Annotated in this window: 16 protein-coding genes; 6 read left to right on the top strand and 10 right to left on the bottom strand. The window is 40.6% G+C overall.

The annotated features are described in order from the left end of the window. The first annotated feature begins 121 nt into the window (after nt 1–121). Nucleotides 122–481, top strand: a complete 360-nt coding sequence (locus H4075_RS21360) for a phage holin family protein (RefSeq protein WP_182802888.1) — start codon at nt 122–124, stop codon at nt 479–481. Between the two features lies 1 nt (nt 482). On the opposite strand, the gene H4075_RS21355 is transcribed toward H4075_RS21360, so the two are convergent. Beyond that, entirely contained in the window at nt 483–860 is a 378-nt protein-coding gene (locus H4075_RS21355) for a hypothetical protein (RefSeq protein ID WP_182802887.1), read from the bottom strand. A gap of 18 nt (nt 861–878) precedes the next feature. On the opposite strand from H4075_RS21355, the gene H4075_RS21350 reads away from it, so the two are divergent. The 4 genes from H4075_RS21350 (at nt 879) to H4075_RS21335 (ending at nt 6,733) form a co-directional block, all read left to right on the top strand. After that, the gene (locus H4075_RS21350) at nt 879–2,891 is read left to right on the top strand and encodes an alpha-ketoacid dehydrogenase subunit alpha/beta (protein WP_182802885.1); all 2,013 of its coding nucleotides are present in this window, start codon (nt 879–881) and stop codon (nt 2,889–2,891) included. Nucleotides 2,892–2,956: 65 nt separating this feature from the next. After that, complete coding sequence (locus H4075_RS21345) at nt 2,957–5,035, top strand: S41 family peptidase (protein ID WP_182802883.1); 2,079 nt, start codon at nt 2,957–2,959, stop codon at nt 5,033–5,035. A gap of 22 nt (nt 5,036–5,057) precedes the next feature. Continuing rightward, nucleotides 5,058–6,104 (top strand): LIC11966 family surface protein, encoded by a 1,047-nt coding sequence (locus H4075_RS21340; protein WP_182802882.1) that lies wholly within the window; start codon nt 5,058–5,060, stop codon nt 6,102–6,104. A gap of 95 nt (nt 6,105–6,199) precedes the next feature. Beyond that, nucleotides 6,200–6,733 (top strand): zinc-dependent metalloprotease family protein, encoded by a 534-nt coding sequence (locus H4075_RS21335; RefSeq protein WP_182802880.1) that lies wholly within the window; start codon nt 6,200–6,202, stop codon nt 6,731–6,733. A gap of 50 nt (nt 6,734–6,783) precedes the next feature. Here the strand turns inward: H4075_RS21335 and H4075_RS21330 are convergent, their stop codons facing one another. Then, nucleotides 6,784–13,935 (bottom strand): ELWxxDGT repeat protein, encoded by a 7,152-nt coding sequence (locus tag H4075_RS21330; protein ID WP_182802878.1) that lies wholly within the window; start codon nt 13,933–13,935, stop codon nt 6,784–6,786. A gap of 422 nt (nt 13,936–14,357) precedes the next feature. Next, complete coding sequence (locus tag H4075_RS21325; RefSeq protein ID WP_182802877.1) at nt 14,358–16,151, bottom strand: ABC transporter ATP-binding protein; 1,794 nt, start codon at nt 16,149–16,151, stop codon at nt 14,358–14,360. Nucleotides 16,152–16,307: 156 nt separating this feature from the next. Here H4075_RS21325 and H4075_RS21320 point away from each other — a divergent pair, with 156 nt between their 5' ends. Beyond that, nucleotides 16,308–16,778, top strand: a complete 471-nt coding sequence (locus H4075_RS21320) for a hypothetical protein (protein ID WP_182802875.1) — start codon at nt 16,308–16,310, stop codon at nt 16,776–16,778. A 14-nt stretch (nt 16,779–16,792) separates the two neighbouring features. Here H4075_RS21320 and H4075_RS21315 read toward each other — a convergent pair whose 3' ends face one another. The 7 genes from H4075_RS21315 to H4075_RS21285 all read right to left on the bottom strand — a co-directional run bounded on the left by H4075_RS21315 (nt 16,793) and on the right by H4075_RS21285 (nt 25,069). After that, entirely contained in the window at nt 16,793–17,629 is an 837-nt protein-coding gene (locus H4075_RS21315; RefSeq protein WP_182802873.1) for an aminotransferase class IV, read from the bottom strand. 2 nt (nt 17,630–17,631) lie between these two features. Then, nucleotides 17,632–18,762, bottom strand: coding sequence for a DmpA family aminopeptidase (locus H4075_RS21310; protein ID WP_182802871.1), 1,131 nt, complete (start codon nt 18,760–18,762; stop codon nt 17,632–17,634). A gap of 6 nt (nt 18,763–18,768) precedes the next feature. Then, nucleotides 18,769–20,352 (bottom strand): N-acyl-D-amino-acid deacylase family protein, encoded by a 1,584-nt coding sequence (locus H4075_RS21305; RefSeq protein ID WP_182802869.1) that lies wholly within the window; start codon nt 20,350–20,352, stop codon nt 18,769–18,771. 126 nt (nt 20,353–20,478) lie between these two features. After that, a complete protein-coding gene (locus tag H4075_RS21300; RefSeq protein ID WP_182802867.1) occupies nt 20,479–22,662 on the bottom strand; it encodes a penicillin acylase family protein in 2,184 nt (727 codons plus the stop codon). A gap of 62 nt (nt 22,663–22,724) precedes the next feature. After that, complete coding sequence (locus tag H4075_RS21295; protein WP_182802865.1) at nt 22,725–23,498, bottom strand: DUF2490 domain-containing protein; 774 nt, start codon at nt 23,496–23,498, stop codon at nt 22,725–22,727. Nucleotides 23,499–23,660: 162 nt separating this feature from the next. Then, nucleotides 23,661–24,695 (bottom strand): adenylate/guanylate cyclase domain-containing protein, encoded by a 1,035-nt coding sequence (locus H4075_RS21290; protein WP_182802863.1) that lies wholly within the window; start codon nt 24,693–24,695, stop codon nt 23,661–23,663. Next, nucleotides 24,695–25,069 (bottom strand): response regulator, encoded by a 375-nt coding sequence (locus H4075_RS21285; RefSeq protein WP_182802861.1) that lies wholly within the window; start codon nt 25,067–25,069, stop codon nt 24,695–24,697. The genes H4075_RS21290 and H4075_RS21285 overlap by 1 nt, the downstream gene beginning before the upstream one ends. Nucleotides 25,070–25,080: the final 11 nt, after the last annotated feature.

Genomic DNA, 25,080 nt, shown 5'->3' with positions numbered 1-25,080 from the left:
GATAGGTATATACAAACCGGCTTGCTTTCAATTAAGCAAGCCGGTTTTACATTTATATAATTTGGAAAATCATTAGCAGTAAATAGTATCTTTAGTTTCCTTTATCAGAAAGCAATAACGTATGAAGTTTGTCTTAAAAGTTCTAATTACCGCTGTTAACGCCTTTGTATTAGCTTACCTGTTACCAGGTATCAGCATCAATCATTTCTTTACGGCAATTGCAGTGGCATTTGTGTTAGCACTGCTCGATGCGGTGGTGAAACCTATTCTTGTACTGTTTACGTTGCCTGCCACCATCTTTACATTAGGCTTGTTCCTGTTTGTGATCAACGCCTGTATCATCCTGCTCGATGCTTATTTTGTAAAAGGATTTATTGTTGATGGCTTTTGGTATGCATTACTGTTCAGCATCTGTTTATCCATCATCAACTCCATTGTACACAAGATGGTGTTGAAAGAAGAAGGGAAGGAGAATAAATAAATTAACGAACCATTACTCTGGCTGCAAACCGTTGCGTGCGGTTTTCCAACACACATTGATAAATGCCTTTGGGCAGATTGTTGAGTGAAACATTGATGGCTTCCAATCCTTCATCAACCATTACTGCTTTTACCACAGCTCCATTACTGTTGGTCACTTTCAGTGCTGACCTGAACTGAATGCGGGGAAAGGCAAATTGCCAGTTACTGCCCTGCTGTTTCACCTTTAATTCAGCTGATTTAATAATGACTTTGGTATTGCTGTTCTCGGCAGATTGACCTTGTGCCCTTATCGTTGCCGGAAGCTGGCAACCGATTACAAACATTAGTAAAAGAAAATCCTTTTTTAAACAGAACGAAACCTGAACTTTGTTTCTCATCAGATATTGAATTTTAAAATGCTCTTCGAACGCAAAAACCTTACCAATACCGAGTTAACGAGTATTTATAGAAGCTTGCTGTACCCCAGATTAATCGAAGAAAAGATGCTTTTATTGCTCAGGCAGGGAAAAATTAGCAAATGGTTTAGTGGAATTGGCCAGGAAGCAATTGCCGTGGGAGCCACGTTAGCGCTGGATTCTGACGAATGGATCATGCCCTTACACCGAAATCTTGGTGTGTTCACCACACGGAATATGCCGCTGCACAAACTCTTTATGCAATGGCAGGGTAACAAAGAAGGGTACAGCAAAGGACGTGAACGCAGTTTTCATTTCGGCAGTAAAGAGCATCATGTTTGTGGTATGATCTCGCATCTCGGTCCGCAACTGGCCATTGCTGATGGGGTGGCATTAGCTCATAAATTAAGAAAGGATAAAAAGGTTTCGCTTGCGTTTACCGGTGAAGGCGGTACCAGCGAAGGCGATTTTCATGAAGCATTGAATGTGGCTGCTGTATGGGATCTGCCCGTGATCTTTATCATTGAAAACAACGGCTATGGGTTGAGCACACCTACCAACGAACAATACCGTTGCGAAAGTTTAGTGGAACGTGCAAGAGGTTATGGCATGGATGGGGTGAAGATCTATGGCAATAATATTCTTTCGGTGATGGATACTATCAAAGGAGTGCGTGAATATTGCATCGAACATCAGAAACCATATTTGATCGAATGTATGACCTTCCGCATGCGTGGACATGAAGAAGCCAGCGGCACAAAATATGTACCCAAGCATTTGTTTGAGATTTGGGAAGAAAAAGATCCCATCAAAAACTATGAAAATTATTTATTGAGTGAAGCGGTGTTAACAGAAGACGATGTAATATCGATCCGAGCAGAATTGAAAAACTTAATTGATAGTGAGCTTCTCTTGGCGAATCAAGCGAAGCCAATGGAAGTAGATACGGAAGAAGAGTTGGATGATCTTTTTCAGCCGATAGCCGATAGGAATAAGTCGATAGTAAAGATCGATCATTCGGACATCACTCACCACTCACCACTCACCACTCACGACAAACGTTTCGTTGATGCTATCAAAGAAGCCCTTCATCAAAGCATGACCCAACATCCCAATCTTGTTTTGATGGGACAGGATATTGCTGAATATGGTGGTGCATTTAAAATAACAGAAGGGCTTGTACAGGAGTTTGGCAAAGAGCGTGTGCGCAACACACCTATTTGCGAGAGCGCCATTGTTGGTGCAGCACTCGGTTTAAGTCTGGAAGGTTACAAAGGCATTATGGAAATGCAGTTCGCTGATTTTGTTACAGTAGGCTTTAATCAAATCGTAAATAATCTCGCCAAGATCCATTACCGCTGGGGACAAAATGCTGATGTAGTGATTCGAATGCCCACAGGTGGCGGCCTTGGCGCTGGTCCGTTTCACTCGCAAAGCAATGAAGCGTGGTTTACCAAAACACCAGGTTTGAAAATTGTATATCCATCAACGCCAATGGATGCAAAAGGTTTGCTGATCGCTGCCATCAATGATCCCAATCCTGTTTTATATTTTGAACACAAAGCATTGTACCGTGCAATAAGCGGACAAGTGCCTGAAGAATATTATGAAATTGAAATTGGCAAGGCTCGTCATGTAAGAAGTGGTGATGAAGTAGCGATCATTACTTATGGTGCAGCGGTGCATTGGGCCGAAGATTATGCAGCCGAGCATCCGGAAATTTCAATTGACATACTCGACTTACGTTCGCTTGCTCCGTTGGATTATGCAGCCATCCGTGCAGCCGTGCAACGCACCGGTCGTGTGTTATTGTTGCATGAAGACACGTTGATCGGTGGTATTGGTGGTGAAATTGCAGCATGGATCGCTGAGCATTGTTTTGAATTACTGGATGCACCGGTGATGCGTTGTGCAAGTTTGGATACACCTATTCCTTTCAATATTGAACTGGAACAAAACTTCTTGGCAAAAGCAAGACTGCACGAAGTGTTGCAAAAACTGGTCGATTATTAATCCACAATCACCTAAAAAACCAGAGATTTCAATTATTTTTCCTGACCAAAAACACAGCATTTAAAATGAAGGGTTTATTGCTGATCCTCCTTTTTGTTACAAACATCTTTACGGTTCGTGCCCAGGATTTTCCAAAAGCAATGCAACAGGCTTTTCTTATTACAAGAATGGTGGAGAAATTTCACATTCAACCAAAGCCATTGAATGATGCATTCAGTCAATATTTATTTCAACAATTCATTGCTGCGGCCGATAAAGATCATCTTATTTTCCAGGCCGATGATATTGCAACACTTTCAGCTTTCAGAAATACACTTGATGAAGAGATTCTTCAACGCAAAACAAATTTCCTGCAAACAGCTGCTTCCATCATGAAGAAACGTGTTCGTGAAAACGACTCGCTTATTCAACTTATTTGCAAAACGCCTTTCAACTTTTCTGCACCTGATAAAATTGTGTTGAAAGACGACAGCTCGTTTTCTGTGTCAGTTACTGCAAAACAACAAAAGCTCTATAAACAGGTAAAGTGGCAAACGCTGGATCTGATAACCGATATTCTTGCTGAGTTTCCTGAGCGGGCTACGCAAAAAAAACTGATCGACAGTTTGGAAAATGTTTTCCGGAAACGGATACAAACATCTTCGCAAAAGAAGATGACAACAGCCCAAGTACCGGGTCGTAACGAAGAAGTTATCAGTAATCTTTTCTGCAAGGTATTGGCTAACTGTTACGATCCTCATACTGTGTTTTTGCCTGAAGAAGAAAAAGAAAGCTTTGATGAAGGAGTTGGACAAACACCCAAACGTTTTGGTTTTGAGTTGGATCAAGACGAAAATGGCGATGTTGTGATTGATCGGTTGCAACCGGGAAGTTCGGCATTTAAAAGCGGAGCCATTAACCCCGGTGATAAAATTGTTGCCATACAGGAACCCGGTAAACAAGTTGTACAAACCGGCACCTCTGCTATGTTGGTAGTTGATAGCGTAATGAGTGAAATGAAGTCAGACAAACTTCTTGTAACGGTTAAAAAACCTGATGGCACAACAAGAGTAGTCACACTTTATAAAGAACGTTTCTCAACAGAAGAAGATGAAGAAGATGTTGTACAGGGATATGTGCTGAAAGGAACAAAAAATATCGGTTATATTTCAATTCCTGATTTTTATTTTGATTGGGAAAATACAAGCGCCGGTATCAATGGTTGCGCCAATGATGTAGCGAAAGAGATCATCAAACTTAAAAAGGAAAATATTGAAGGTCTTATTATTGATATCCGTTTTAATGGTGGAGGTTCTTTGCAAGAAGCGGTTGATCTCGCAGGAATTTTTATTGATGGTGGTCCGGTGGCTCAATTAAAAACAAAAGAGCCCAAACCTTATACCTTGAAAGATGTCAACAGCGGGCGCATTTTTGATGGACCATTGTTGGTAATGGTGAATGGATACAGTGCATCGGCTTCAGAAACCTTTTCAGCAACCATGCAGGATTATAACCGTGCAGTGATAGCCGGTACAACTACATACGGAAAATCAACGGGGCAGATCATTTTTCCACTTGATACAACTGTTACCAATGAAACATTCAGTAAGGTAAAGGCTGAAAGCTATTTGAAAATAACAACGTCTGCTTTATACAGGCTTACCGGTACAACCGCACAGCAACAAGGTGTGCAACCCGATGTTGTGTTGCCTGATCTGCTGCAATCAATTGGAGAAAAAGAGAAGGACAAAACAACTTCGTTCAAACTCACATCCATTGAGCCAAATAAATATTACAAGCCACTGGCAGCAACAGGTAAAGAAAAATTAACGCAGGTTGCTCTTTCAACAACTGATACATCCACCTACTTTAAAAAAGTAAAAGAATATGTGTTGTGGCTGAAATCAATTGAACAGCTGAAAGAAATATCATTGAAGCTTGATGACATGCTGATGCTGAAAAAGAAACAGCAGGAGTATATTCTTTTCTTTGAAGAGTATCAGCCTGCTTCAGTTTTTACAGTCGATAATCATCAATTAAGAAAGCAGCGATTGAAAGCAAGTGAGTGGCTCACTGAATCAGACGAAGAAACAAAAGAACTTATTTCTACTGATCCTTATATCCAGATCTGTTACCAATTGGTTATGCAAATGACAACAAAATAAATCTTCATTATAAAAATAGCATATGAAAGCGAAACATCTGACACTCTTTTTTTTGATTCAACTATTTTGTCTTGTAAACGTAACTGCACAACCGGACAACCCGGTTGAGTATATGAATATGATCGAGAAGGCTGAAGAGGAAGCCAACCAAAAATACCTGGCTTATATAAGCACAGCGGCACATAGCGGCAGGGTTAAAAAAATTGAACGTATGCGTCAACAGGTATTAGATGGTATTGTGAGCAGCCGTAACAAAGTAATAGGCTTACCAATTTACAAAAGCGATAAAACGCTTTGGCAAAGCAGTATTGATTATCTGAAACTGTTATACCTCGTTTTCAGCGAAGACTATGCGAAGATCGTTAACATGGAAGATATTGCCGAGCAATCGTTCAACGAAATGCAGGCTTATCTTTTGCTGCAGGAAAAAACTTCAGAAAAATTATCAGAAGCAAATATGAAACGCCAGCTAGCAACAAAAGAATTTGCCGCAAGAAATAATGTACAGTTGGTTGATGGAGGAACAGATGAATTTGCAGAAAAAATGAAAAAGGCAGGCGATGTGGTTGAATACCGAAACACTGTTTATCTCCTGTTCTTCAAATGCAACTGGCAGTGGAATGAACTGAACAAGGCTATCAAAACAAATAAAGTAACTGATATTGAGCAGGCTCGTAATGCAGTGATCACTTATGCGAAAGAAGGGCTTGCCGTATTAGATACAATGAAAAACTTTTCAGGTGACCCTTCGCTTGCCAATGCCTGCAAGTATGCACTCAACCAGTTTAAACGCATGAGTGAAAACGATGTGCCAAAAATGACCGACTTTATTTTGAAGAGCGAAAACTTTGAAAAAGTAAAAAAATCATTCGACAGCAAATCGCAAAGAGACAGAACACAACAGGATATTGATGCCTATAATAAAGCAGTGAACGAAATGAATGCTGCTGTAAATACTTTTAACAGCACGGGTAAGTTTATTGGCGATACGCAATCAAATATCATCAATACATACAATAAGGCAGATAAAGATTTTGCAGACAGGCACACTCCTTATTTCAAAAAATAGAAATGCTTTCATACCGTAAAAGCATCTTCTATATAATTGGCTTCTCCTTTATTTCTCTTTTTGCTTGCGAACAGCAAAGAATCAAACAGCAGAATATGAAGGGAAAGCCAATTGTTATTTTACAACCCCTGCAGTTTGATGATACAAAAATGCTTGCCTACCTGAAAGACAGTATTGAGAAATTCTATCCTGTTGAAATTATAATTGCTGATGTAATAAACTTTCCGGCAAATTCTTATTACAAACCACGTAACCGCTACCGTGCTGATTCAACCATCAAGTGGTTAAGACAGATCAAACCTGATTCAGCCCGAACAATTGTTGGAATTACCAATGAGGATGTTTCTGTTAATAAAGGCGCACATAAAGATTATGGTGTTATGGGTTTGGGATATAAACCCGGCAAGTCTTGCGTTGTTTCAACATATCGGTTAGGGAAAACAGCTACATCACAAAAACATTTTCAGCAGCGACTGTTCAAAGTAGTTGTGCATGAAATGGGTCACAATTTCGGTTTGCATCATTGTCCAACTGAAACCTGCATTATGGTTGATGCTGAAGGACAGATGAAATTAGATAGAGAAAAGAATCTGTGCGGTAACTGTAGGCGAAAACTTCAAATCAATTAAAAAGCCCCCGGAAAGATCCGGAGGCTTTTGTTGGTATCTATCTTCACCTTCTAATTCGGACTGATAATTTTACCTGTTGCAACATGCTTACCAATACGCACCTTATAGAAGAGTATTGCATAATTCATGTTACTGTACTTCACTGTATTTCCTTTGCCTTTTGTAACATTTGCTTTCCGTTCGCTTAGTTTCTGTCCATTAACTGTATACATTTCAACAGTAGCTACACCTTCTTCCGGCGATTCAATGCTTAATGTAAAGTTGCCGTTGTGTGGATTAGGATAAGTAAACGCTTTGAGCATATCTATAACAGGAGTCGCCTCAACAGTAATTCTGCTTTGAGGAGTATTCGCCGTTATTTCAACAGGTTCAAGTGCGCTCACTGTTAGATTATAACAAATAAATGAAAGGGTTGCTGTTGTAATACTTACAAAATAAGTAGTACCTGCTGTAAGCTGGTAATGTTTCTCACCATTATTGATCACATTTACTGGAACGATGGCAGGTGTATTATTACCTGATGCATATACATTAATAGCGTAAGCGACATTAGGAGCGGTTGTCATTGTTTTAATACTATACAAACCGGAAGCACTAACCGGAGCGGTAAACCTAAACCAATCTGCTGCATCATTAGCTAAAGCAAGCCGTGCTGTTAATGATCCGCTGGTGGGTATTTGCTTCGCTTGATTTTTACTGTTATTTCCTTCATATTCATCACTACCGTTATCTGTAATTGTTACAATCTTACTTGTTGTACATCCATTAGCATCAGTAACCGTTACGGTATAATCTCCTGCATATAATCCACCAATACTACTTTCATTAATAACATTACCGTTCACAGTGTAAGTATAGGGCGCAGTACCACCACTACCCGTTGCTGTAATAGTACCAAGACTGTTACAACCTGTTGCATTCGTTTTCGTTGTTGTAAGAGCCAATACCAACGCAGGTTGTGTAACAGTATAAGACTTGTTGATAAAGCAACCACTTCCATTGTCGGTAATACGTACACTGTAATTACCCGGTGCAAGATTGCTGATTGTTGTTGTAGTTGCGCCTGTATTCCACAAGTAATTGAAGCTGGGAGGCGGGTAATTTGTTCCGCCACTTGCATTAACAGTAATAGACCCGTTCGCTGCACCACGGCAGGTTACATTGTTTATAGTTTCACTTACAAGTATTGCAGCAATGGAGGGAACTGTTACCGGCAAGCTGTAAGTACAATTATTATTATCTCTAACAGTTAATGTATAATCACCTGCGGCCAGACTGCTTATATTCAGCTGAGAGGATGAGAAGCTGCCGCCCAAACCAGTCCAGCTGTAGCTGTAAGAAGGAGTACCTCCACTCACTGTTATATTTATTGCGCCTGTACTTGTACCAAAGCAAGTGCTTTGAACACTACCAATTGTTGCCGTTAATACTGTTGGTTGTGCAATGGTCTTTTCTACAAAGCCTGTACAACCATTTACATCTTTCACTGCAATATTGTATGTACCTGGTGCAAGGTTTGTGAAGCTGAATGGCAATGACCCATTTACAAAACTTACGCCACCATCTTTGCTGAACATTAATTGTCCTGTACCGTTTGCGTTGGTTACTGTAATGATGCCATTGTTTGCACCAAAGCAGGTAACATTTGTTACAGATGCTGATGGATTAAATGCTTCTGCCACTGTTAGTGTAACACTTGCTGTTGCGGTACATCCGTTTGCATCTGTTACGGTAACATTGTAAGTACCAACCGGAACACCACTGATAGTTGGAGAAGTAGAGCCATTACTCCACAGGTAAGTGTAACCCTTTGTGCCGCCACCTGCTGCAACTGTTGCAATATTTGAACATGCAGTTGAAGTGTTGGTGATGGATGCGATTACCTGAGTTGGCTGTGTTACTTCATAAGATGCTGTTGTTGTACAACCTTTTGCATCTGTAACCGTAACATTGTAAACACCTGCTGCAAGATTCGTGATCTCATTGGCTGTTGCCCCATTGCTCCACAGATACGTATAAGAAGCTGTACCGCCAGCAGGAAGAACCGATGCCGTACCAATGGTACCATTGAAGCAAACATTGTTGCTGCCGCCTGCAGATGCTGTTAATACATCCGGCTCGGTAATGGTTATGGTAATGGTGCCCGGTCCGTCAGCTTCAGGATCTGTGATGTATATGTTTGAACCATTACCATCAAGTATTGCTAAATGATAAGTTCCAGATGCTAATCCGGTTGGGTCTTCATCATGCGAAACAAAATTCGCATCGCCTTCCTTTGTCCATGTGTAAGTAAATGGTACCTTACCATAAGATGTGGTAATGTTAATCGTACCATTGGCAGCTCCATTACAGGTTACATTGGTTGATCCGTTTAATGTGATTAATGTAGGATAACCATCACATGAATTTGGCACCGGTTGAAAACCTGTTGCTGCATCATTATCTGTACCATTAGTTAACCAGGGAGCAATATCAACTGTAGGCAATGAAAGCTTATTGATAAACTCTTGTGCTGCTGCTGAACCATACCAGTTACAGGAAGCATTCACCACCTCTCCAACATTGCTGTGATTAATACTCATAGAGTCTCCAGTAAAACTGTTGTTATTTACGTTTACCGTAGCACCAAACGGAAGATTACCAAACCCTACATATGGATTTGCTCCTGTTGAATTATCAAACACTACAAAGGAGTGTTTAAAACCATGTACTTTATTGTTGCGGATGTTAATAACAGAGCCGGTTTGAAGGAACGAATTATTTCCGTTATCCGGATGTAATGTAATTGCAGGGCTCACGGGTAAATCAATTCCTGCTGTTTTTGGTTGCTGATTGGTTCCTGTTAAAGTGATTTCATTTTTTTCAACTACAGCGTTTAGCAGGTTTCCACGAAGCATAATGGGACGAATGAGATGCGCCGGCACCGAACTTAAATCTCCACTGTATGATATTTTATTATTCCGTACTGTTAATGACGGGTTTAAAACACTGTTCATGAAAATTAAATTCATACTGCCCAACAGAGTAGTTGTGCCTGCAATAGCCGTACCCGTAATACTATTACCTTCAACTGTAAACGATGATGTAGCGCCAACCGCATTGCCGCCTTGTCGGGTATATTGCACAAAAGGTACAATACCACCACTGCCATCGAGCGTATTATTAGTAAACAAAACATCAGAAGATTCAGCAAAGCTGTTGTTTCCAACAAACGCAGAGCCTGTGTTACTGAATATGTTCTTATTAATATTTGTAAAGCCCAGGCTGTTTGTGTTTAACGCTATTGCAGCCCTGTCAAAAATGTTATTGTTTACAAATAGATATGCTACAACACCTGCATTACCAATTGCAATACTGTTTTGTGTACGCTCTGTACTACCCGTTACTACAAATGAATTATTATTAATATTCACATTGCCAAAACGGTTTACCCTCACTGAATTTCCTGAGGAAGCATCTTCTTTTTCAAATCTGTTTTCATTTATAGTCAAACCCCAGTTAACAAGGGAAGAAATACTCGTACCGGTGCCTGAGCCAAGGAAAACGAATGCAGGGAATATGCTGTTTAATTTTGCCCGGTTTCTGTTCAAAGTAATACCCCCAAAAGATGTATTATTTACTACAACAGCATTACCTGTTGGGGTAAAGGTTAAACCTGTAATACTTATACCATCAGCACCAATTGTCCAGGTTGAGTTATCGATGATTGATTCTGCATTACGTACAGGATTTATCAACAAAGGATCAGATGGATTATTGGGTGATGCATTATAATTTGTTCCAATGATTTGAACCTGTTTACCTATTGTCGTGTTTTGTGCTGAATAGGTTCCTGCATCTATATAAATGGTAGCCCCTGGAGATGCTTTTGTAAGTGCTGCATTAATTGTTGCAAGTGGAGATGTGGGTGTGGTGCCTGCATTCGCATCATTACCAACTGCAGTTGTAAAAAGATCCCCTGAGGTGCTGTTGTCATTTACATAATAAATATTGCTGCTTGCTCCGCAAGTTTCATTATGCTGAAATCCGGGTTGGCTGCTGGCATCTGTACCGTCGGTAAACCAGGGATAATAAGTAACACCTGCATTTACTTTTGTTGTAATAGATGTTGGGTTAGTTGTGCCGTACCAGTTACAGTTGGCGGTAATATTAGCACCACCTGTTCTATTAATAGCTAATGTACCAGTACCTATAAATGCATTTTGTGTAATACTTGCATTGGAGGCGGAGATTTGTATGCCACTAGTAACGTATTTATTGAATAAATTATTAGTTGCCGTCAATCGACCTAATGGACCAAAATCCATCCCAGCCCACAGGCCCGAAGAGAACCCTGTGTTATTTGCAGTGAGTGTATTGTTATTTAGCGTAGCGCTAAGATTTGTGCCAGCTACATTTACGGCAATATATTCTGCATCAATTGTGTTTCCCTCTATGACGAATGTTTTTGAAGTGGGGTTGGTAGCAGGATCAATCCTTACAAATAAGCCCTGATTGCCATTCTGCAGTTTACAATTTCTTACGCTTCCCCCAGTTTGAATAATCAGAGGTGTTACATTAATATTATAATCACCGGTTACAGACAAATCTTTTATGTTTACATCACCAATATTTTGTGAGGTTTGTATTACCCCCTGTTCGGTAAACGGACCTGGAGGTGGAGCTGTTGTAGTTGGTTTCAAAATGAAAGTGAGGTTTTGACCTGCACCTATAATTGTTATTCCTTTTGTAATGGTTACCTGTTCGGTATATGTTCCCGCATCTACATAAATGATATCATTTGTAGCAGCAATATTTACTGCGTACTGTATAGTGGCAAATGGAGCTGTCTTAGTTCCTGCATTGGCATTATTACCAACAGCAGTTGTAAACAGATCACCACTTAAATTGTTATTATTTACATACCATGTATTACCTGCAGGACAAGTAGCGGTTGGTTGAAAGCCCACATTGCTGCTGCCATCAATTCCACTGGTGAGAAAAGGTGTGTAGTTAACTGTTCCAATTATTTTCGATGCTACAGTTCCTGCATCAGAGGAACCAAACCAATTACAAGATGCAAGCAGGGTATTGCCTCCGTTTCCATTTCGGTTGATAGCAACACCTGCGCCTGTGAAACTATTCTGGTTAATCGTGCCATTATAACTGGCTCCTGAAATTCCAATGCCATACGAAGCATAATTATTGAGGATGTTGTTTGTAACCGTTAGTGATGGCAGGGGCCCGAAATCAAGCCCTGCAAAAATGCCGGAATAAAATTCTGTAGTATTTGTAATGGTATTGTTTTTTATAAGTGCCGTTAACCCTGCTCCCTGGCAATTAATTCCAATACCCTGCGGCTGAATAAAGTTGTTTTCAATGACTGCTGTTTTTGTTGCCGATTCAATACGGAAGAAAATTCCCTGACCTCCGTTAAGTAAAGAGCAATTCTTTACGCTGCCTCCGCTTTGTATAATGATGTTTTGTGAAGCATTGTTACTGTTTAAAGAAAGACCGGAGATATGCACATCACCAATATTCTGCGTTGTTTCAAATAATCCTATTTCGGTAAACGGACCGGGAGCAGGTACTAATGATGAAGCCGGTGGTGTAAAAAAGGTAAGTGTGGCTCCGGCACCAATAATAGAAATGCCTTTATCAATAATTACCTGTTCTGAGAAGGCGCCTGCATCTACATAAATAACAGCACCGGGAGCTGCTTGCGATACTGCATATTGCAAACTTGCATAGGGCGCTGCTGCTGTACCTGCATTTTCGTTATTACCAATGGCGGTTGTAAACACATCACCTGCAGTGCTGTTATCGTTTACATATAATTTGGTTTTTATATTCTGTATGCCCCCAGAGTTATCGTATTTAAATACTTCAAAGCCATTCACTCCATCATTTGCTGCGAAATAAACCGGATTGCCTGTTGTTAACAGGTTTGGTAAAGAAGAGCCGGCAATATTTATGTCTGCTACTAATTTAGTATTAGCAGCAGTACCATCTGTAATCCACAATTCGTTACCGGTTATGCCGTTTGTTGCCTGAAACAAAATGGTTCCATTGGATTCAACTAAGAAAGAGGGACTGCTGCTACCCGATCCCGGTAAAATATCTTCCACCATTGCAGCAACAGTACCGTTGTATTTCCATAATTCAGTGCCGTTTGTTCCATTGTTAGCAGAAAAATAAAGAGCGTTATTGAAAACAGTAAAGTTAATCGGGTTAGCACTGGCTGCACCCGGGTTAATATCTGCTAAGCGAACTGTGCCCACCTCGGTTCCATCTGTTTTCCAAAGCTCTCTTCCGTTGCCGTCTTGCCCCGCAAAGTATAAGGTAGAGCCAATGCTTGCAAAAGCAGGATAAATATAGTTGTTGCCCGTACCTATTAGTTTTAAAGGAGCAGTACCAGCAGCAGTACCATCACTTTTCCATAATGTATTCTGACGTACTCCACTAACAACACTGCCAATAAGAATATAAAAAACATTGCCCGCCGGCATAATGAATCCTTCTACAAAAGCGGCAGTGGTAAAATCGTACACCATGTAAGTACCTGCCGTAGTACCATCACTTCGCCATAATTGATCAGCCCCCGTTCCAAACTGATCATAAACTATAAAGTAAAGGATATTATTTACAGGTGTAAGAAATACAACCTGCGGAACGCCTGTAAAAGCTGAAAAATCATAAACTAATGATGTGCCTGCCGCAGTACCATCGGTTCTTTTTAAATATGCATGGTTAACGTTTGATGCATCTTTATTAATTACACTGTAATAGGCATAAGAGTCCATTGCATTTATTTCTACAACCGGTATCCTGTTAGAGTTGGGTTGAAATCTTTCCAGTGCAACCGTGCCCGACTGCGTTCCATCACTTATCCACACTTCACCATAGTTGGCAGAATTGTCGCCTGCAAAAATTATTTTGTTACCTAAAGCTGTAAGCTTTTCAGCTTTTGTGCTTATATAACCGGGATATGTAAGATTTAATTTTAAAGTGCCTGCAGGAGTACCATCTGTACGGTACAAGCTTCTGTCGGTAGCAGCCCCTCCGTCATTTTCATTAAAAAAAGTGTAGTTGCTTGTTTTAACAATCTGCTGAATAGTTCCCGAATTGTTGCCGGGAGAAACATCTTTTAGTAAAATCGGGTTTTGAGAGATGGCTGCCACGTAAGTACACAGCATTAGAATGCTGAAGACAACTTTTTTCATAATAACAGTTGTTGGTGATACAATATGATTTGGGTTGCAGGAATTACCTGTCGTTTGCAGAGGGCTGATCAAATTTTTCTTTGGCTATTCAGAGAAGGATGGATAACGAGATGCTTTACAAGAAAACATAACAATTACAATGATTAGTTGAAACCGTTTTTTTGACTGTAATTATCTAGAAGGTAAAAAATCAATATTAAGTAAGCTGAATACTGATATACATTAAAGAAAGATAAAATTCCTATGGTATGCAATACCTCGGAAGGGGTATTTTTCCCGTAGACATTTAACACTCATGATGAAAAATAAGAATGAGTATTAATTGTTATATACAACAGCAATTATAATCAGCCACTTCCTGTATAAATCTGCAGGGCCTGCTGCTAAGTCGATCAAAATTTTTTTTCGGTGGGACACAACCGTTAGTCTGTTTCTTCAATCTCGTCTGCTTCTTCATCAACAACAGATACCATTGTCTTCCGTTCACCAATCTGTTGCCGCCACATGGCATAGTACAATCCTTTATTACTGACCAATACATCATGACTTCCTTGTTCAACGATCTTACCTTTTTCCAATACATATATCGTATCTGCATGCATGATGGTGGAAAGACGATGTGCAATGAGAATGGTGATCTGTTGTTTTAAACTCGAAATTTCACGAACTGTTTGTGTGATCTGTTCTTCCGTAATTGAATCCAATGCAGAAGTGGCTTCATCAAAGATCAATAACCGTGGCTTGCGTAATAATGCACGTGCAATGGATAAACGTTGTTTTTCACCACCCGATAATTTCTTTCCACCTTCGCCCAGCAACGTATCTAATCCTAGGTCTTTATTATTGATGATGCTGAGTGCAGATGCTTTTTCCAAGGCAGCATAAATTTCTTCATCTGTTGCATCAGCTTTTACAAATTTCATATTATCACGGATGCTGCCAGAGAATAATTGTGTTTCCTGCGTCACAAAGCCAAGCTGTTTGCGCATGCGGTTGTAACGGATGTCTTTCGATGAAACATCATCATACAAAATATCACCACCCACCGGCGTATATAATCCAACCAATAATTTTACCAGTGTTGATTTACCTGAACCCGATGGGCCAACAAATGCAATGGTATCGCCCAAGGATGCCTCAAACGAAATACGTTCCAGTGCATTGGTTGTTGCAGTGCGATGACGAAAAGTAACTTCATCAAAACGCAGGTGTTCAATTTCTCCCACATCAACCGGTTCTTCCGGACGATATTCCGTTTCTTTCAACATTAACTCATTAAACAATTGCAACGATGCTTCTGCTTCACGATAAGAAAGAATGATACTGCCAAGATCCTGCAAAGGACCAATGATACCGGTTGAAATGAATTGCATTGAGATTAATTCACCGGGTGATAAAACTTTGCGGAAAATGAGCCATAATAAAATAAAGAGGATCGATTGTTTCAGCAGAATTAGAATGCTTCCTTGGAAAAAAGAAAGTGAACGGATCTTTTTCACCTTCTGCATTTCAAGATCAAAAATTTCCTGCGTGTGTGTACGTAATCGTTTTATCTCAGGATAAGTAAGGCCAAGACTTTTTACTAATTCAATATTGCGTAAGCTTTCGGTGATGGTTCCGCTCATTTGTCTGTTTTGCCGGATGAGCGAACGTTGCAAGAGTTTTATTGAACGACTGAGCACACTTGTGAGTCCACCTAATAACACAACACCAATTAAGAAAACAGGAATCAACGCCCAATGTTTAGTACATGCATACCAGATAAGAAATGCAATACCAACAATGGAAGAAAATAAAATATTAATAAAGGCGGTAATGAAACGTTCCGTATCGTTCCGTACTTTTTGCAGGATGGATAAAATTTCACCACTGCTCTGATCTTCAAAATCCTGGTAAGGTAGCCGCAGCATTTGTCTCAGCCCATCGTTAAAGATCTGCATCCCGAATTTCTGCACCACCAATCGCATCACATAATCTTTAAAGGATAAGAACAATCTGGCAGCCAGCGCAATACCCAGCGCAATCCCTAATAATACCAGCACTCCACGAATCTGTTCTGCTTCAGTTTTGCTATCGGGATTAAGTGTATAATCATCAATGATGCGGCCAAGAATTATAGGATCGTATAACGAAAGTATTTGTGCAATACCTGCGAGCAGCAGTGCAACAAATACCAGCTTACGGTAGGGTTTTAAATATTGCCAGAGTATTTTCATATTATGTGAGAGAGGCGCACAAGTTACAAAATGATTCGTCGACCCGGATTCTTATAACAGCTATTTGATTTGTTTGTTTAGTGTTGTAACTTAACAGAACAAGTTCTTTACAGTTTAATCATGCCCTGTAATTGATCATTAATTAAAAATCAGTGTATGTTCAGTAAGTATCATCTTCCGAAACTAATGTTCCCGGATAAGGGAAATACAATTTGGTTAGCAGTGCTCTTACTCGCAAATGCTTTTACAGTAACCGCACAAAATCTCCCGAGAAAGCCAACGCTTCAGCAACTTGCGGGCTATCATAACAAGCAACAGCAGAATTGGCAACAAAAGCAATTACCACAATCTTCAGTTACTTATAAGTTCAGTACAAATTATGGTCAACCATTAACCACCCGGTTTGGAAAGGCTCAGTCGATTGCACCACTTGCAGTTAATTATCCATTTCCTGCATCAGTAAATGAAAAACAACAAAAGACACCGGCTCCTTTTCTGCAATCTTTTTTGTTAGAGGAACGGAAGCAGTATATGCAGTGGCAGAAACAAAGCTGGTGGAAAGATCCGGGTAAACTAAAAGGCGCTGAACTGCTGCGTGATTTTTATATCAGTAATAGAAAAAGTTAGCTTCGATAAATTTGCTACCAACCTTTACCGATGACCTGATGCTCCAGTTCAAGAAAACGTTGATAAAGATCAGTGGTGACAGTTCCTGCAATGCCGTTACCAATTTTATTTCCATTGATTGAGAACACAGGAAGCAGACGTTTGGTGGTACTGCTTACAAAAACTTCTTTAGCATGCAGCACATCGTGTAACGATACAGCCTGTTCTTTTTCGCCCATCGTTTGCGCTGCAACCTGCAGAATATGTTTTCGTGTGATGCCATACAACACATTAGCGTCGGATGTGATTAACTCGTTTTGATGTGTTACCGCAAACACATTCGAACGCACCAGCTCACTGATATGTCCATTCTTAACATACAGCACATCATCTGCACCAGCATCTTTTACTTTTTGCTGCAGATATATGCCCATCAGGTAGTTGATTGATTTTACGGTGGGCAATTCTCTTACATATTCTTCAGTAATAAGGTGCAAACCTTTTGATGCATCAAACGCAGCGTCCATCGTTAGCGGACTTTGTGTGATGACGATGTTTGGTGTTGTTGGTGTGTAGGTATCTGCTGCATTGCCGCCAGTCACTGTTATGCGGATACCGGAGGTTGGAAGATTATTTTTATTGATGAGCTCACGAACAATATTTTTCAACTCATCATTGCTAAACGGAAGTTGCAAGCGAAGAACTGAAGCTGAATGTTGCAAACGAACTAAATGATGATCGATGAACAGCGGCACGTGCTCAACTGTACGGAAAAAATCAAATATGCCATAGCCACGTTGAATCGACAAATCGCTTACAGGCAATACTGCCTGATCTGCTGTTACAAATTGATTGTTGATGAATGCCCACATACTCAGTTGATGCGATTGTATTGTTTTAGGATCGGTAATACTTTATCTAACGGTAAGGCTTCAATGGTTCGTCCGCCTTTGCCTTTCATATCGGTTGCCATAAATAAGGAATTGATGATGGCTTCTTCTGTTGCTTCAATCACGGCCATGAACAGCGGACTCATTACATCGTTACGCAACACCGTTGTTGTGATCGTAGCTGTTTTACTGTCGTGGGCAATCAACACAGATGCATTGTTAGAGAAAGCGATCACATAATCGCCGCTGCCGTTTGATGCAATGCCACCTGTTTTTGCCAAACCCATAAATGCACGTTTTGCTAAACGTTCAAGGTTGCGACTGTCGAGCGGTGCATCAGTTGCCACAACGATCATACAAGAGCCGTCAACAGGATTTTGTAATTGATCGCTAAACGAATAACGACCAAGCTTTTCACCAACAGGTACGCCATCGATCTGTAACTCCCCGCCAAAATTTGTTTGTACCAACACGCCAACGGTATAACCACCTAATGATGCAGGTAGTTTTCGTGATGCTGTACCAATACCTCCTTTAAATCCAAAGCAAACAGTACCAGTACCTGCACCCACATTTCCCTGCTGTGGTTTTTGACTTGATGCGCTGTTGATGGCTTGCAACACATGCTCAACTTTTACATGCTTGCCTCGTATATCATTCAATGCGCCATCGTTGGTTTCGCCAACAACGGCGTTTACCGATTGCACCTGTTCGTTTCCTTTTTGCGCAAGTGTGTAATTGATGACGCCATTGATTCCTTCTGCAACACTTAATGTATTCGTTAAGATGATCGGCGATTCAATATTACCGAGTTCTTTTATCTGCGTAGTACCTGCTAGTTTTCCAAAACCATTTCCGGTAAAAACTGCTGCAGGTACTTTTTGTTGAAACAGGTTATCGCCATGTGGCAGGATAGCTGTTACACCCGTGCGGATACTATCAGCAACGATCAATGTAACCTGGCCAACTTTCACTCCTGCCACATCAACAATAGAGTTGGTTGGTCCTTTTTGCATCACACCTATTTTGATACCGTATGCTTCAGCAGATTTTCGCTGCTGTGATTTAACGGAAATAAATAAGAGTAAAAAAACGGTGAGAGAAAAAAACTTCATTCCTGTTTATTGATTCGTTTGCAATTGAAATCCCGGTCCCTTCAACGAACGACCACTTCTTGTACCGGTATGTTTTCCGTTTTCAACAACAAGCTCTCCATTCACCAACACAAACGAAAATCCTGTTGAGTACTGATGCGGCAGTTCAAATGTAGAATTGTCTTTTACAGTCGCTGCATCAAAGATCACAATATCAGCAGCCATGCCTTCTTTCAATAAACCTCGATCTTTCAATTGAAATTTTTGTGCAGGCAACGATGTCATTCTGCGGATAGCTTCTTCCAGTGTGAGCACTTTTTCGTCACGTACATATTTTGCCAACACTCTTGCATTGGTGCCATAGCCACGTGGATGAGGAACGCCGCTGCCAAACGCACGAATGCCCGCATCGCTTGCAAACATATTGAACGGATATTGCATGATGCGTTTTACATCGTTCTCACTCATTCCGTGAAAGACCATCTGTGCGCCACCGTTGATCACCATCTCAATGATTGTTTCGGCTTCTGCACTTGCTTTGTGTTTTCTTCCTTTGATGAGATTTACCTGCTCAATACTTTTTCCATTTAATGTTGTATCGAAACGGTAGTTGGCGACAACAGGATAACTGAAATGTTTCAGCTTGCGTTTCTTTAAACTTTTGAGCATCGATGTAATTACATATTTCTTTACATCAGGCCGATTCAGTCGTGCAACAATAGAATCCTGTCCATCAGCTAGAATTTCATCAGGTATCAATGTGCCTAGTGATGTACTGCTGGCAGTATATGGATACTGATCGATGGTTACATCCACTCCATCTCTTCTTGCAGTTTCGATCATCGCAATTGTTTCTTTGCTGCGCCCCCAGTTTTGCTGACCACTCACTTTAAAGTGCGAAATTTCAACCGGCATCTTATTTAAGTAACCGATCTGGATCGCTTCACGAATAGCAACAGCTATACTATCACCTTCGTTACGGATATGACTTGCATAGACACCGTTGTATTTTGCAGCAGCACCTGCAAGCTTCACCACTTCGTCTGTTTTGGAATAAGTACCGGGAATGTAAATGAGCCCGGTTGAAAATCCAACTGCTCCGTTCTTCATTGCTTCTTCCACGAGTAAGATCATTTGCTGCATTTCATTTTCAGTTGGATCTTTCATTGCTCTGCCCAATACTGTTCTGCGAACATCGTTATGTCCGATCAATGCTGCAATGTTGACAGAGGTTTTCAAGCTGTCGATGAATGCAAAATACTTTTTCATCTCCACCTGCGATGAACCGCAGTTGCCGGTAACCACAGTTGTAACGCCGTCATAAATAAAATTCTCTGCTGTGGGTGTTCGTTTTTCTTCACCTTCAATATGCGTGTGCACATCTATAAAACCGGGTGCCACCATTAATCCCTTTGCATCAATTACACGTTTTGCATCCTGCTGTTTTAATTTACCGATGGCGATGATCTTTCCATCTTTCACAGCAAGATCAGCATAGAACCAATGATTGCCCGTACCATCGAGAATTTTTCCGTTGGTAATGAGTATATCATATTGTTGGGCAAAAGCAAACAACGGAAGCAGACACAGTAGGTTGAAAAATGATTTCATATCGTTGAATTATGATTGCTTGTGTTCTTTGCGAAATACTCCGTGTTTTCTCTGCTGCTAAAAATTGTTACACAAAGTTCACAGAGAATACATGGAGACACACAAGGAGATATTACAAGTTAAAACTTATTCTCCGGGATGATAAGTTCGCTCAGCATGTTTCAGTACATCTTCTTTGTAAAAAAGCACCTCTTTAAATTGACCCTTCGTATACATTTCCAGTTGATCAGTGAAATGTTTACTGTTGGGATCGCCACTGTTACCACCGGCCAGCAACGATTTTGCTTTTATTTTATCTCCAAACTCAACAGCACACACAAAACTATTGCCATGGAAGCCGTAACGTTTTTTTGTTCCCGTGAAAGTGCGACTGTTGTATGAAGGCAACATGCCCCATAATGCTGAAGCGAATGGAACCGGGTAACTGATCTTGCTATCATCATACTTTTGAACAAGATCATTACTCACCCGTTGATAACGGTTGATATCGCCCCATGGAATTTCCCATGTGCCAAATTGCTGTTTCAATTGTTTTACTGTTTCATTCAAAGGCGCTAATAATTGTAAAGGAATAGCTGTTGCAGCAAAACGTTTGGTAGCAGTAACCTGGTCATCATCACCGTCCTCAATATAAATTCTGCGGATCGATGCATTTAAACGTTGTGCCCATTCTACCGCCAATGTTGTAGCAATGGAATGATTGGAAGAATGGTAGTTCCAGTTTTTTAATACAGCAATAGGTGCTGCCAATGAACGGTGCAGACTGTCGCCCGGTTGTACGCCTGTTTCATAGGCTTTCACCAACGCAGGGATCAGCACTTCAAACGCCGACAGATAGGTATCATAACCTGCAGCAATGGTTTTATCGATCGTGAATTTATTCTCTTTGCTCAACACTCTTGCTGCGTTGATGCCACGAAAATTTTCACCATCGGGCGCCATGTAAACGGGATAGTCTTTTTTCTTTGGACTTGCTTCACCACTCACTGTATACGGAGTAGAGTTGCAATTTTGTATCCAGCCCGTTGATGGATTGTACACATGCACAGCTTCTTCTGCATCATGCAAACCCTGCCATTCAGTTGCAGGTGTTGTACCATCAACAACTTTACCCCAATTGAATTTTGTATCACGCTTCGGTACATAGTTGCCATGCCAGTAAGCAATGTTGCCTTTGGAATCTGCAAACACAGTACTGTTGCTGGTGTTGCCACGAAGTGCCATTACTTTTTTGTAATCATCCAGTCCTTTTGCTTTGGTACGTTGCCAGCTTTGAAGCAATCCATTGATCATACGATTGCTGGAGCGTACACTGATGTATTGTCCGTTACGTTTTGCCATTACCGGACCATGATGCGTTGAATAGGTGGTGAATGTTTTGCTGATGAGTTCATTTCCTTGCTTCACTTTAATCGTGATCTGCTTTTGTTTCACCGCACGTTTTTCATTGTTGTACTCATAGGTCATATTAGTACCGCTGCCGCTCATCTTTTCTGCATACATATCAGCTACATCAACATTTGCACTGGTGTGCATCCAGCCACAATATTCATTAAAACCCTGGTACACGAAAAACTGTCCCCATGTAACGGCACCATAAGCATTCAAACCTTGCTCACTCACCACATGCACTTCAGGACGGAAATAAAATGTTACATGCGGGTTGATGTACAAAATGGCATTGCCGCTTTCTGTTTTTGATGGAGCAATGGCAAAACCATTGGAACCACTGCTGTTATCCTCAAATTCTTTTGGACGATAGGCAACCGTTGCATTTGTATTACCATATAAATTCTTTACATCTTCTGCCGTTATATCACCTGTACTGATGGCACCAATACTTCCATCGGTCCATAATAATTGATACCATGGTTTGAAGCGAGTGAGCAATGCAGGTTTTACATCGGGATGTGTGTAGAGATAATAATTGATCCCATCAGCATAAGCCTGTAATAATGTTTTTAACCCTTGCGGCGCTTTGTTATAATCAGCAACTGCTTCCGCACTGTCGATCACTAAACGTACATACAGATCATTATACAATTCACTCTCACCTGCAACTTCAGCTTTACGACCAAGCTTCTCAATGTAGTTTGCTTCCACCCGTTTGAAATCATCTTCGCATTGCGCATATAACAAACCAAACACTGCATCGGCGTCTGTTTTTCCATAGATGTGCGGAATACCCCAGTTGTCACGAATAATTGTAACACCTTGTGCCTGTTGTTTCCAGCGTTTGATCTCTGATTGTGAAAATGATTGCGCAAAAATTTGTAATGGCAGTAAAAAGAATAACAATAAATACTTCATAACTCATGCTTGATTGGTCAATTCCACTAAGCTAAGTATTCATTGCATGCCTGCAAAAAGCTTTACAGAAGCGGTAGGTTGTTTTGTGCTGTTGGAGTAGCCGTATGCTTTTTTCGGAAATCAGGTTGCCAGTAAAAAAACAAGCGAATAGTGTGGTTACGGTTATACTGGTAGCCACTCAGCCGTTGCTGCCATACGTACATATAACCAAAGTCGGCAGCCAATGAAGGAGTGATCTGTTGCTTGATGCCGGCAAAGAAACGGTTCTGATCAAAATTGTTGTAGATAATATGTTTACCCGTCTGCATCATCAGCTCATCCGCAAACGCAAGTGAAGGAATGTATTTTTTTTTACTGAGCGGAATGGAAAGACCTAACTGATACCGGAAACGGGTGCTGTACCTGTAGGTATCAGTCAGTTCACTGTTCACTACTCTCTGTATCCAACGTTCTTCTATCCGCAAACGCTGCGACAATTGTATTTTACCCAAAGGCTGATTGAGTTGAATTTGTTGCACCAGCCTGTTTTCATTCACAAAGAGTTCGGTGGTAGCCGTTTTATTGGCGAGCCACATATGCCCTCCCGCAAGCGAAACACTCAGATTTTTATTGATATGATAGGCTGCGCCAACTCTTGTATAATAAAAGTTATTATTCTTTAAATAGTTGGTGCGGCGGATGTGCAGATCGGCAATAACCGACCATTTATTACTGATGCGTGCCTGTGTATTGACGCTTGTCCAGAAGTGGTTTTGCGTTTGCACCTCACGGTTATCCTGTGCAACAGCGGATATTGTGATGAAAATTAATACAACGAAAAGATAAACCTGTTTCAACGATTGTATAGTTTGATCGAATTGCAAAGCTATCCGATCGCAGAAAGAACAAATGTGACGTTGGTCACACCTGTTACCAATAGAAGTTAGACAGTTCAGGCTTTTATTTATCATTCATTCAGCTCCTGAATCAGTCAGAAGAAATGCTGCATAAATACCGGATCAATCCAATACTTCATACACAGCTACCTCCTGGAGTTTATTTTTCAACGCTACATCACCAACTTTTCTGCAGTTGAATGATTCCTTTACATTTTTCCATGCTGCTTCGCTGATGATGATCTGGTTGGGTTTTGCAATGGACTGTAAACGTTGAGCTGTATTTACCGCATCCCCAATAACCGTATAGTCCAGCCGCTTCAATGTGATAGAGCCGATATTACCAGAGATCATTTCGCCACTGTTAATACCAATGGATACTTTGGGTGTAAATTCATCTGATACAGACGGAAGCATGGCTACTTTGCTGCGAACACTCAATGCTGCATCAATGGCACGGTCGAGATGAAAATTGCCACGAAACACAGCCATCACAGCATCGCCGATAAACTTATCAACGTGGCCGCCCTGTGCAATAATTTCTTTCACCATTACATCAAAATAGTTATTGAGCAGTTGTACTACTGCATCGGCACTGGTTGTTTCGCTGATGGAAGTAAAGCTGCAGATGTCAACAAACATCACCGTAGCTTCCAGCGTTTCATTTTCCATTAACGAACTTTCATACTCACGACTGCCCATAAAATTGAGTACCGTTTCATCTACATACATCTTCAGGATATTATTTTCCTTAATTGCTTTTAATGTATCCTTGATGTGCAGTACATGCTTCAATGTTTTTTCCATGGTAAGCTGCAGGTCTTCAAAGTTGATGGGTTTGGTAATAAAATCAAATGCACCACGGTTCATGGCTGTGCGGATGTTTTCCATATCACCATAGGCCGATACGATCACAGATTTGATCAACGGATTTGATTCACCCAATCGGGAGAGTAGTGTAAGCCCATCCATTTCCGGCATATTGATATCACTCAATACAATATCAACATCGGGGTGCTGCAGAATTTTTTCCAGTGCATCTGTTCCGTTTACTGCAAAAACAAATTCATACTCCTGCTCTCTTATTTTTTGCCTGAATTTCTGCTTGATCAATACTTCCAGATCCGCTTCGTCGTCGGCCACTAATATTTTTGCCATTACTTGATGGTTTTGAGTTTTTCTTTTAATACAGTAAAATCAACGGGCTTGGTTAAAAAATCATCTGCTCCTAATTGCTTTGCAGTATTGAAATTTTCTGCATCCCCATAGGCAGTGATCATCATAACAACCGGCGGTGGTTTGTGATATTTTTGTTTGATTTCTTCAAGCAACTGGAGTCCACTCATGCCCGGCATATTAATATCGCTGAGAATGAGAACCGCTTCTTGCTCGTGATTCTTTAAATAAGTAAGTGCCTCCTCGCCGCTGAATGCAAAAACAAAATTGAACTCACCGTTTTTGATCTCTTTTCTGAAACGTTGTTCGAATAATGTCTGTACATCCTGTTCGTCGTCAACAACTAAAATTTTCATGTTCAATGTAA

It is taken from the genome of Lacibacter sediminis, from assembly GCF_014168535.1.
Classification (GTDB): domain Bacteria; phylum Bacteroidota; class Bacteroidia; order Chitinophagales; family Chitinophagaceae; genus Lacibacter; species Lacibacter sediminis.
This window is presented reverse-complemented; position numbering and strand designations above follow the sequence as displayed.

What these genes read in the sequence shown, in the direction of transcription:
- H4075_RS21360 (WP_182802888.1), top strand. Translation starts at nt 122, where the DNA reads ATGAAGTTTGTCTTAAAAGTTCTAATTACCGCTGTTAACGCCTTTGTA.
- H4075_RS21355 (WP_182802887.1), bottom strand. Translation starts at nt 860, where the DNA reads ATGAGAAACAAAGTTCAGGTTTCGTTCTGTTTAAAAAAGGATTTTCTT.
- H4075_RS21350 (WP_182802885.1), top strand. Translation starts at nt 879, where the DNA reads ATGCTCTTCGAACGCAAAAACCTTACCAATACCGAGTTAACGAGTATT.
- H4075_RS21345 (WP_182802883.1), top strand. Translation starts at nt 2,957, where the DNA reads ATGAAGGGTTTATTGCTGATCCTCCTTTTTGTTACAAACATCTTTACG.
- H4075_RS21340 (WP_182802882.1), top strand. Translation starts at nt 5,058, where the DNA reads ATGAAAGCGAAACATCTGACACTCTTTTTTTTGATTCAACTATTTTGT.
- H4075_RS21335 (WP_182802880.1), top strand. Translation starts at nt 6,200, where the DNA reads ATGAAGGGAAAGCCAATTGTTATTTTACAACCCCTGCAGTTTGATGAT.
- H4075_RS21330 (WP_182802878.1), bottom strand. Translation starts at nt 13,935, where the DNA reads ATGAAAAAAGTTGTCTTCAGCATTCTAATGCTGTGTACTTACGTGGCA.
- H4075_RS21325 (WP_182802877.1), bottom strand. Translation starts at nt 16,151, where the DNA reads ATGAAAATACTCTGGCAATATTTAAAACCCTACCGTAAGCTGGTATTT.
- H4075_RS21320 (WP_182802875.1), top strand. Translation starts at nt 16,308, where the DNA reads ATGTTCAGTAAGTATCATCTTCCGAAACTAATGTTCCCGGATAAGGGA.
- H4075_RS21315 (WP_182802873.1), bottom strand. Translation starts at nt 17,629, where the DNA reads ATGTGGGCATTCATCAACAATCAATTTGTAACAGCAGATCAGGCAGTA.
- H4075_RS21310 (WP_182802871.1), bottom strand. Translation starts at nt 18,762, where the DNA reads ATGAAGTTTTTTTCTCTCACCGTTTTTTTACTCTTATTTATTTCCGTT.
- H4075_RS21305 (WP_182802869.1), bottom strand. Translation starts at nt 20,352, where the DNA reads ATGAAATCATTTTTCAACCTACTGTGTCTGCTTCCGTTGTTTGCTTTT.
- H4075_RS21300 (WP_182802867.1), bottom strand. Translation starts at nt 22,662, where the DNA reads ATGAAGTATTTATTGTTATTCTTTTTACTGCCATTACAAATTTTTGCG.
- H4075_RS21290 (WP_182802863.1), bottom strand. Translation starts at nt 24,695, where the DNA reads ATGGCAAAAATATTAGTGGCCGACGACGAAGCGGATCTGGAAGTATTG.
- H4075_RS21285 (WP_182802861.1), bottom strand. Translation starts at nt 25,069, where the DNA reads ATGAAAATTTTAGTTGTTGACGACGAACAGGATGTACAGACATTATTC.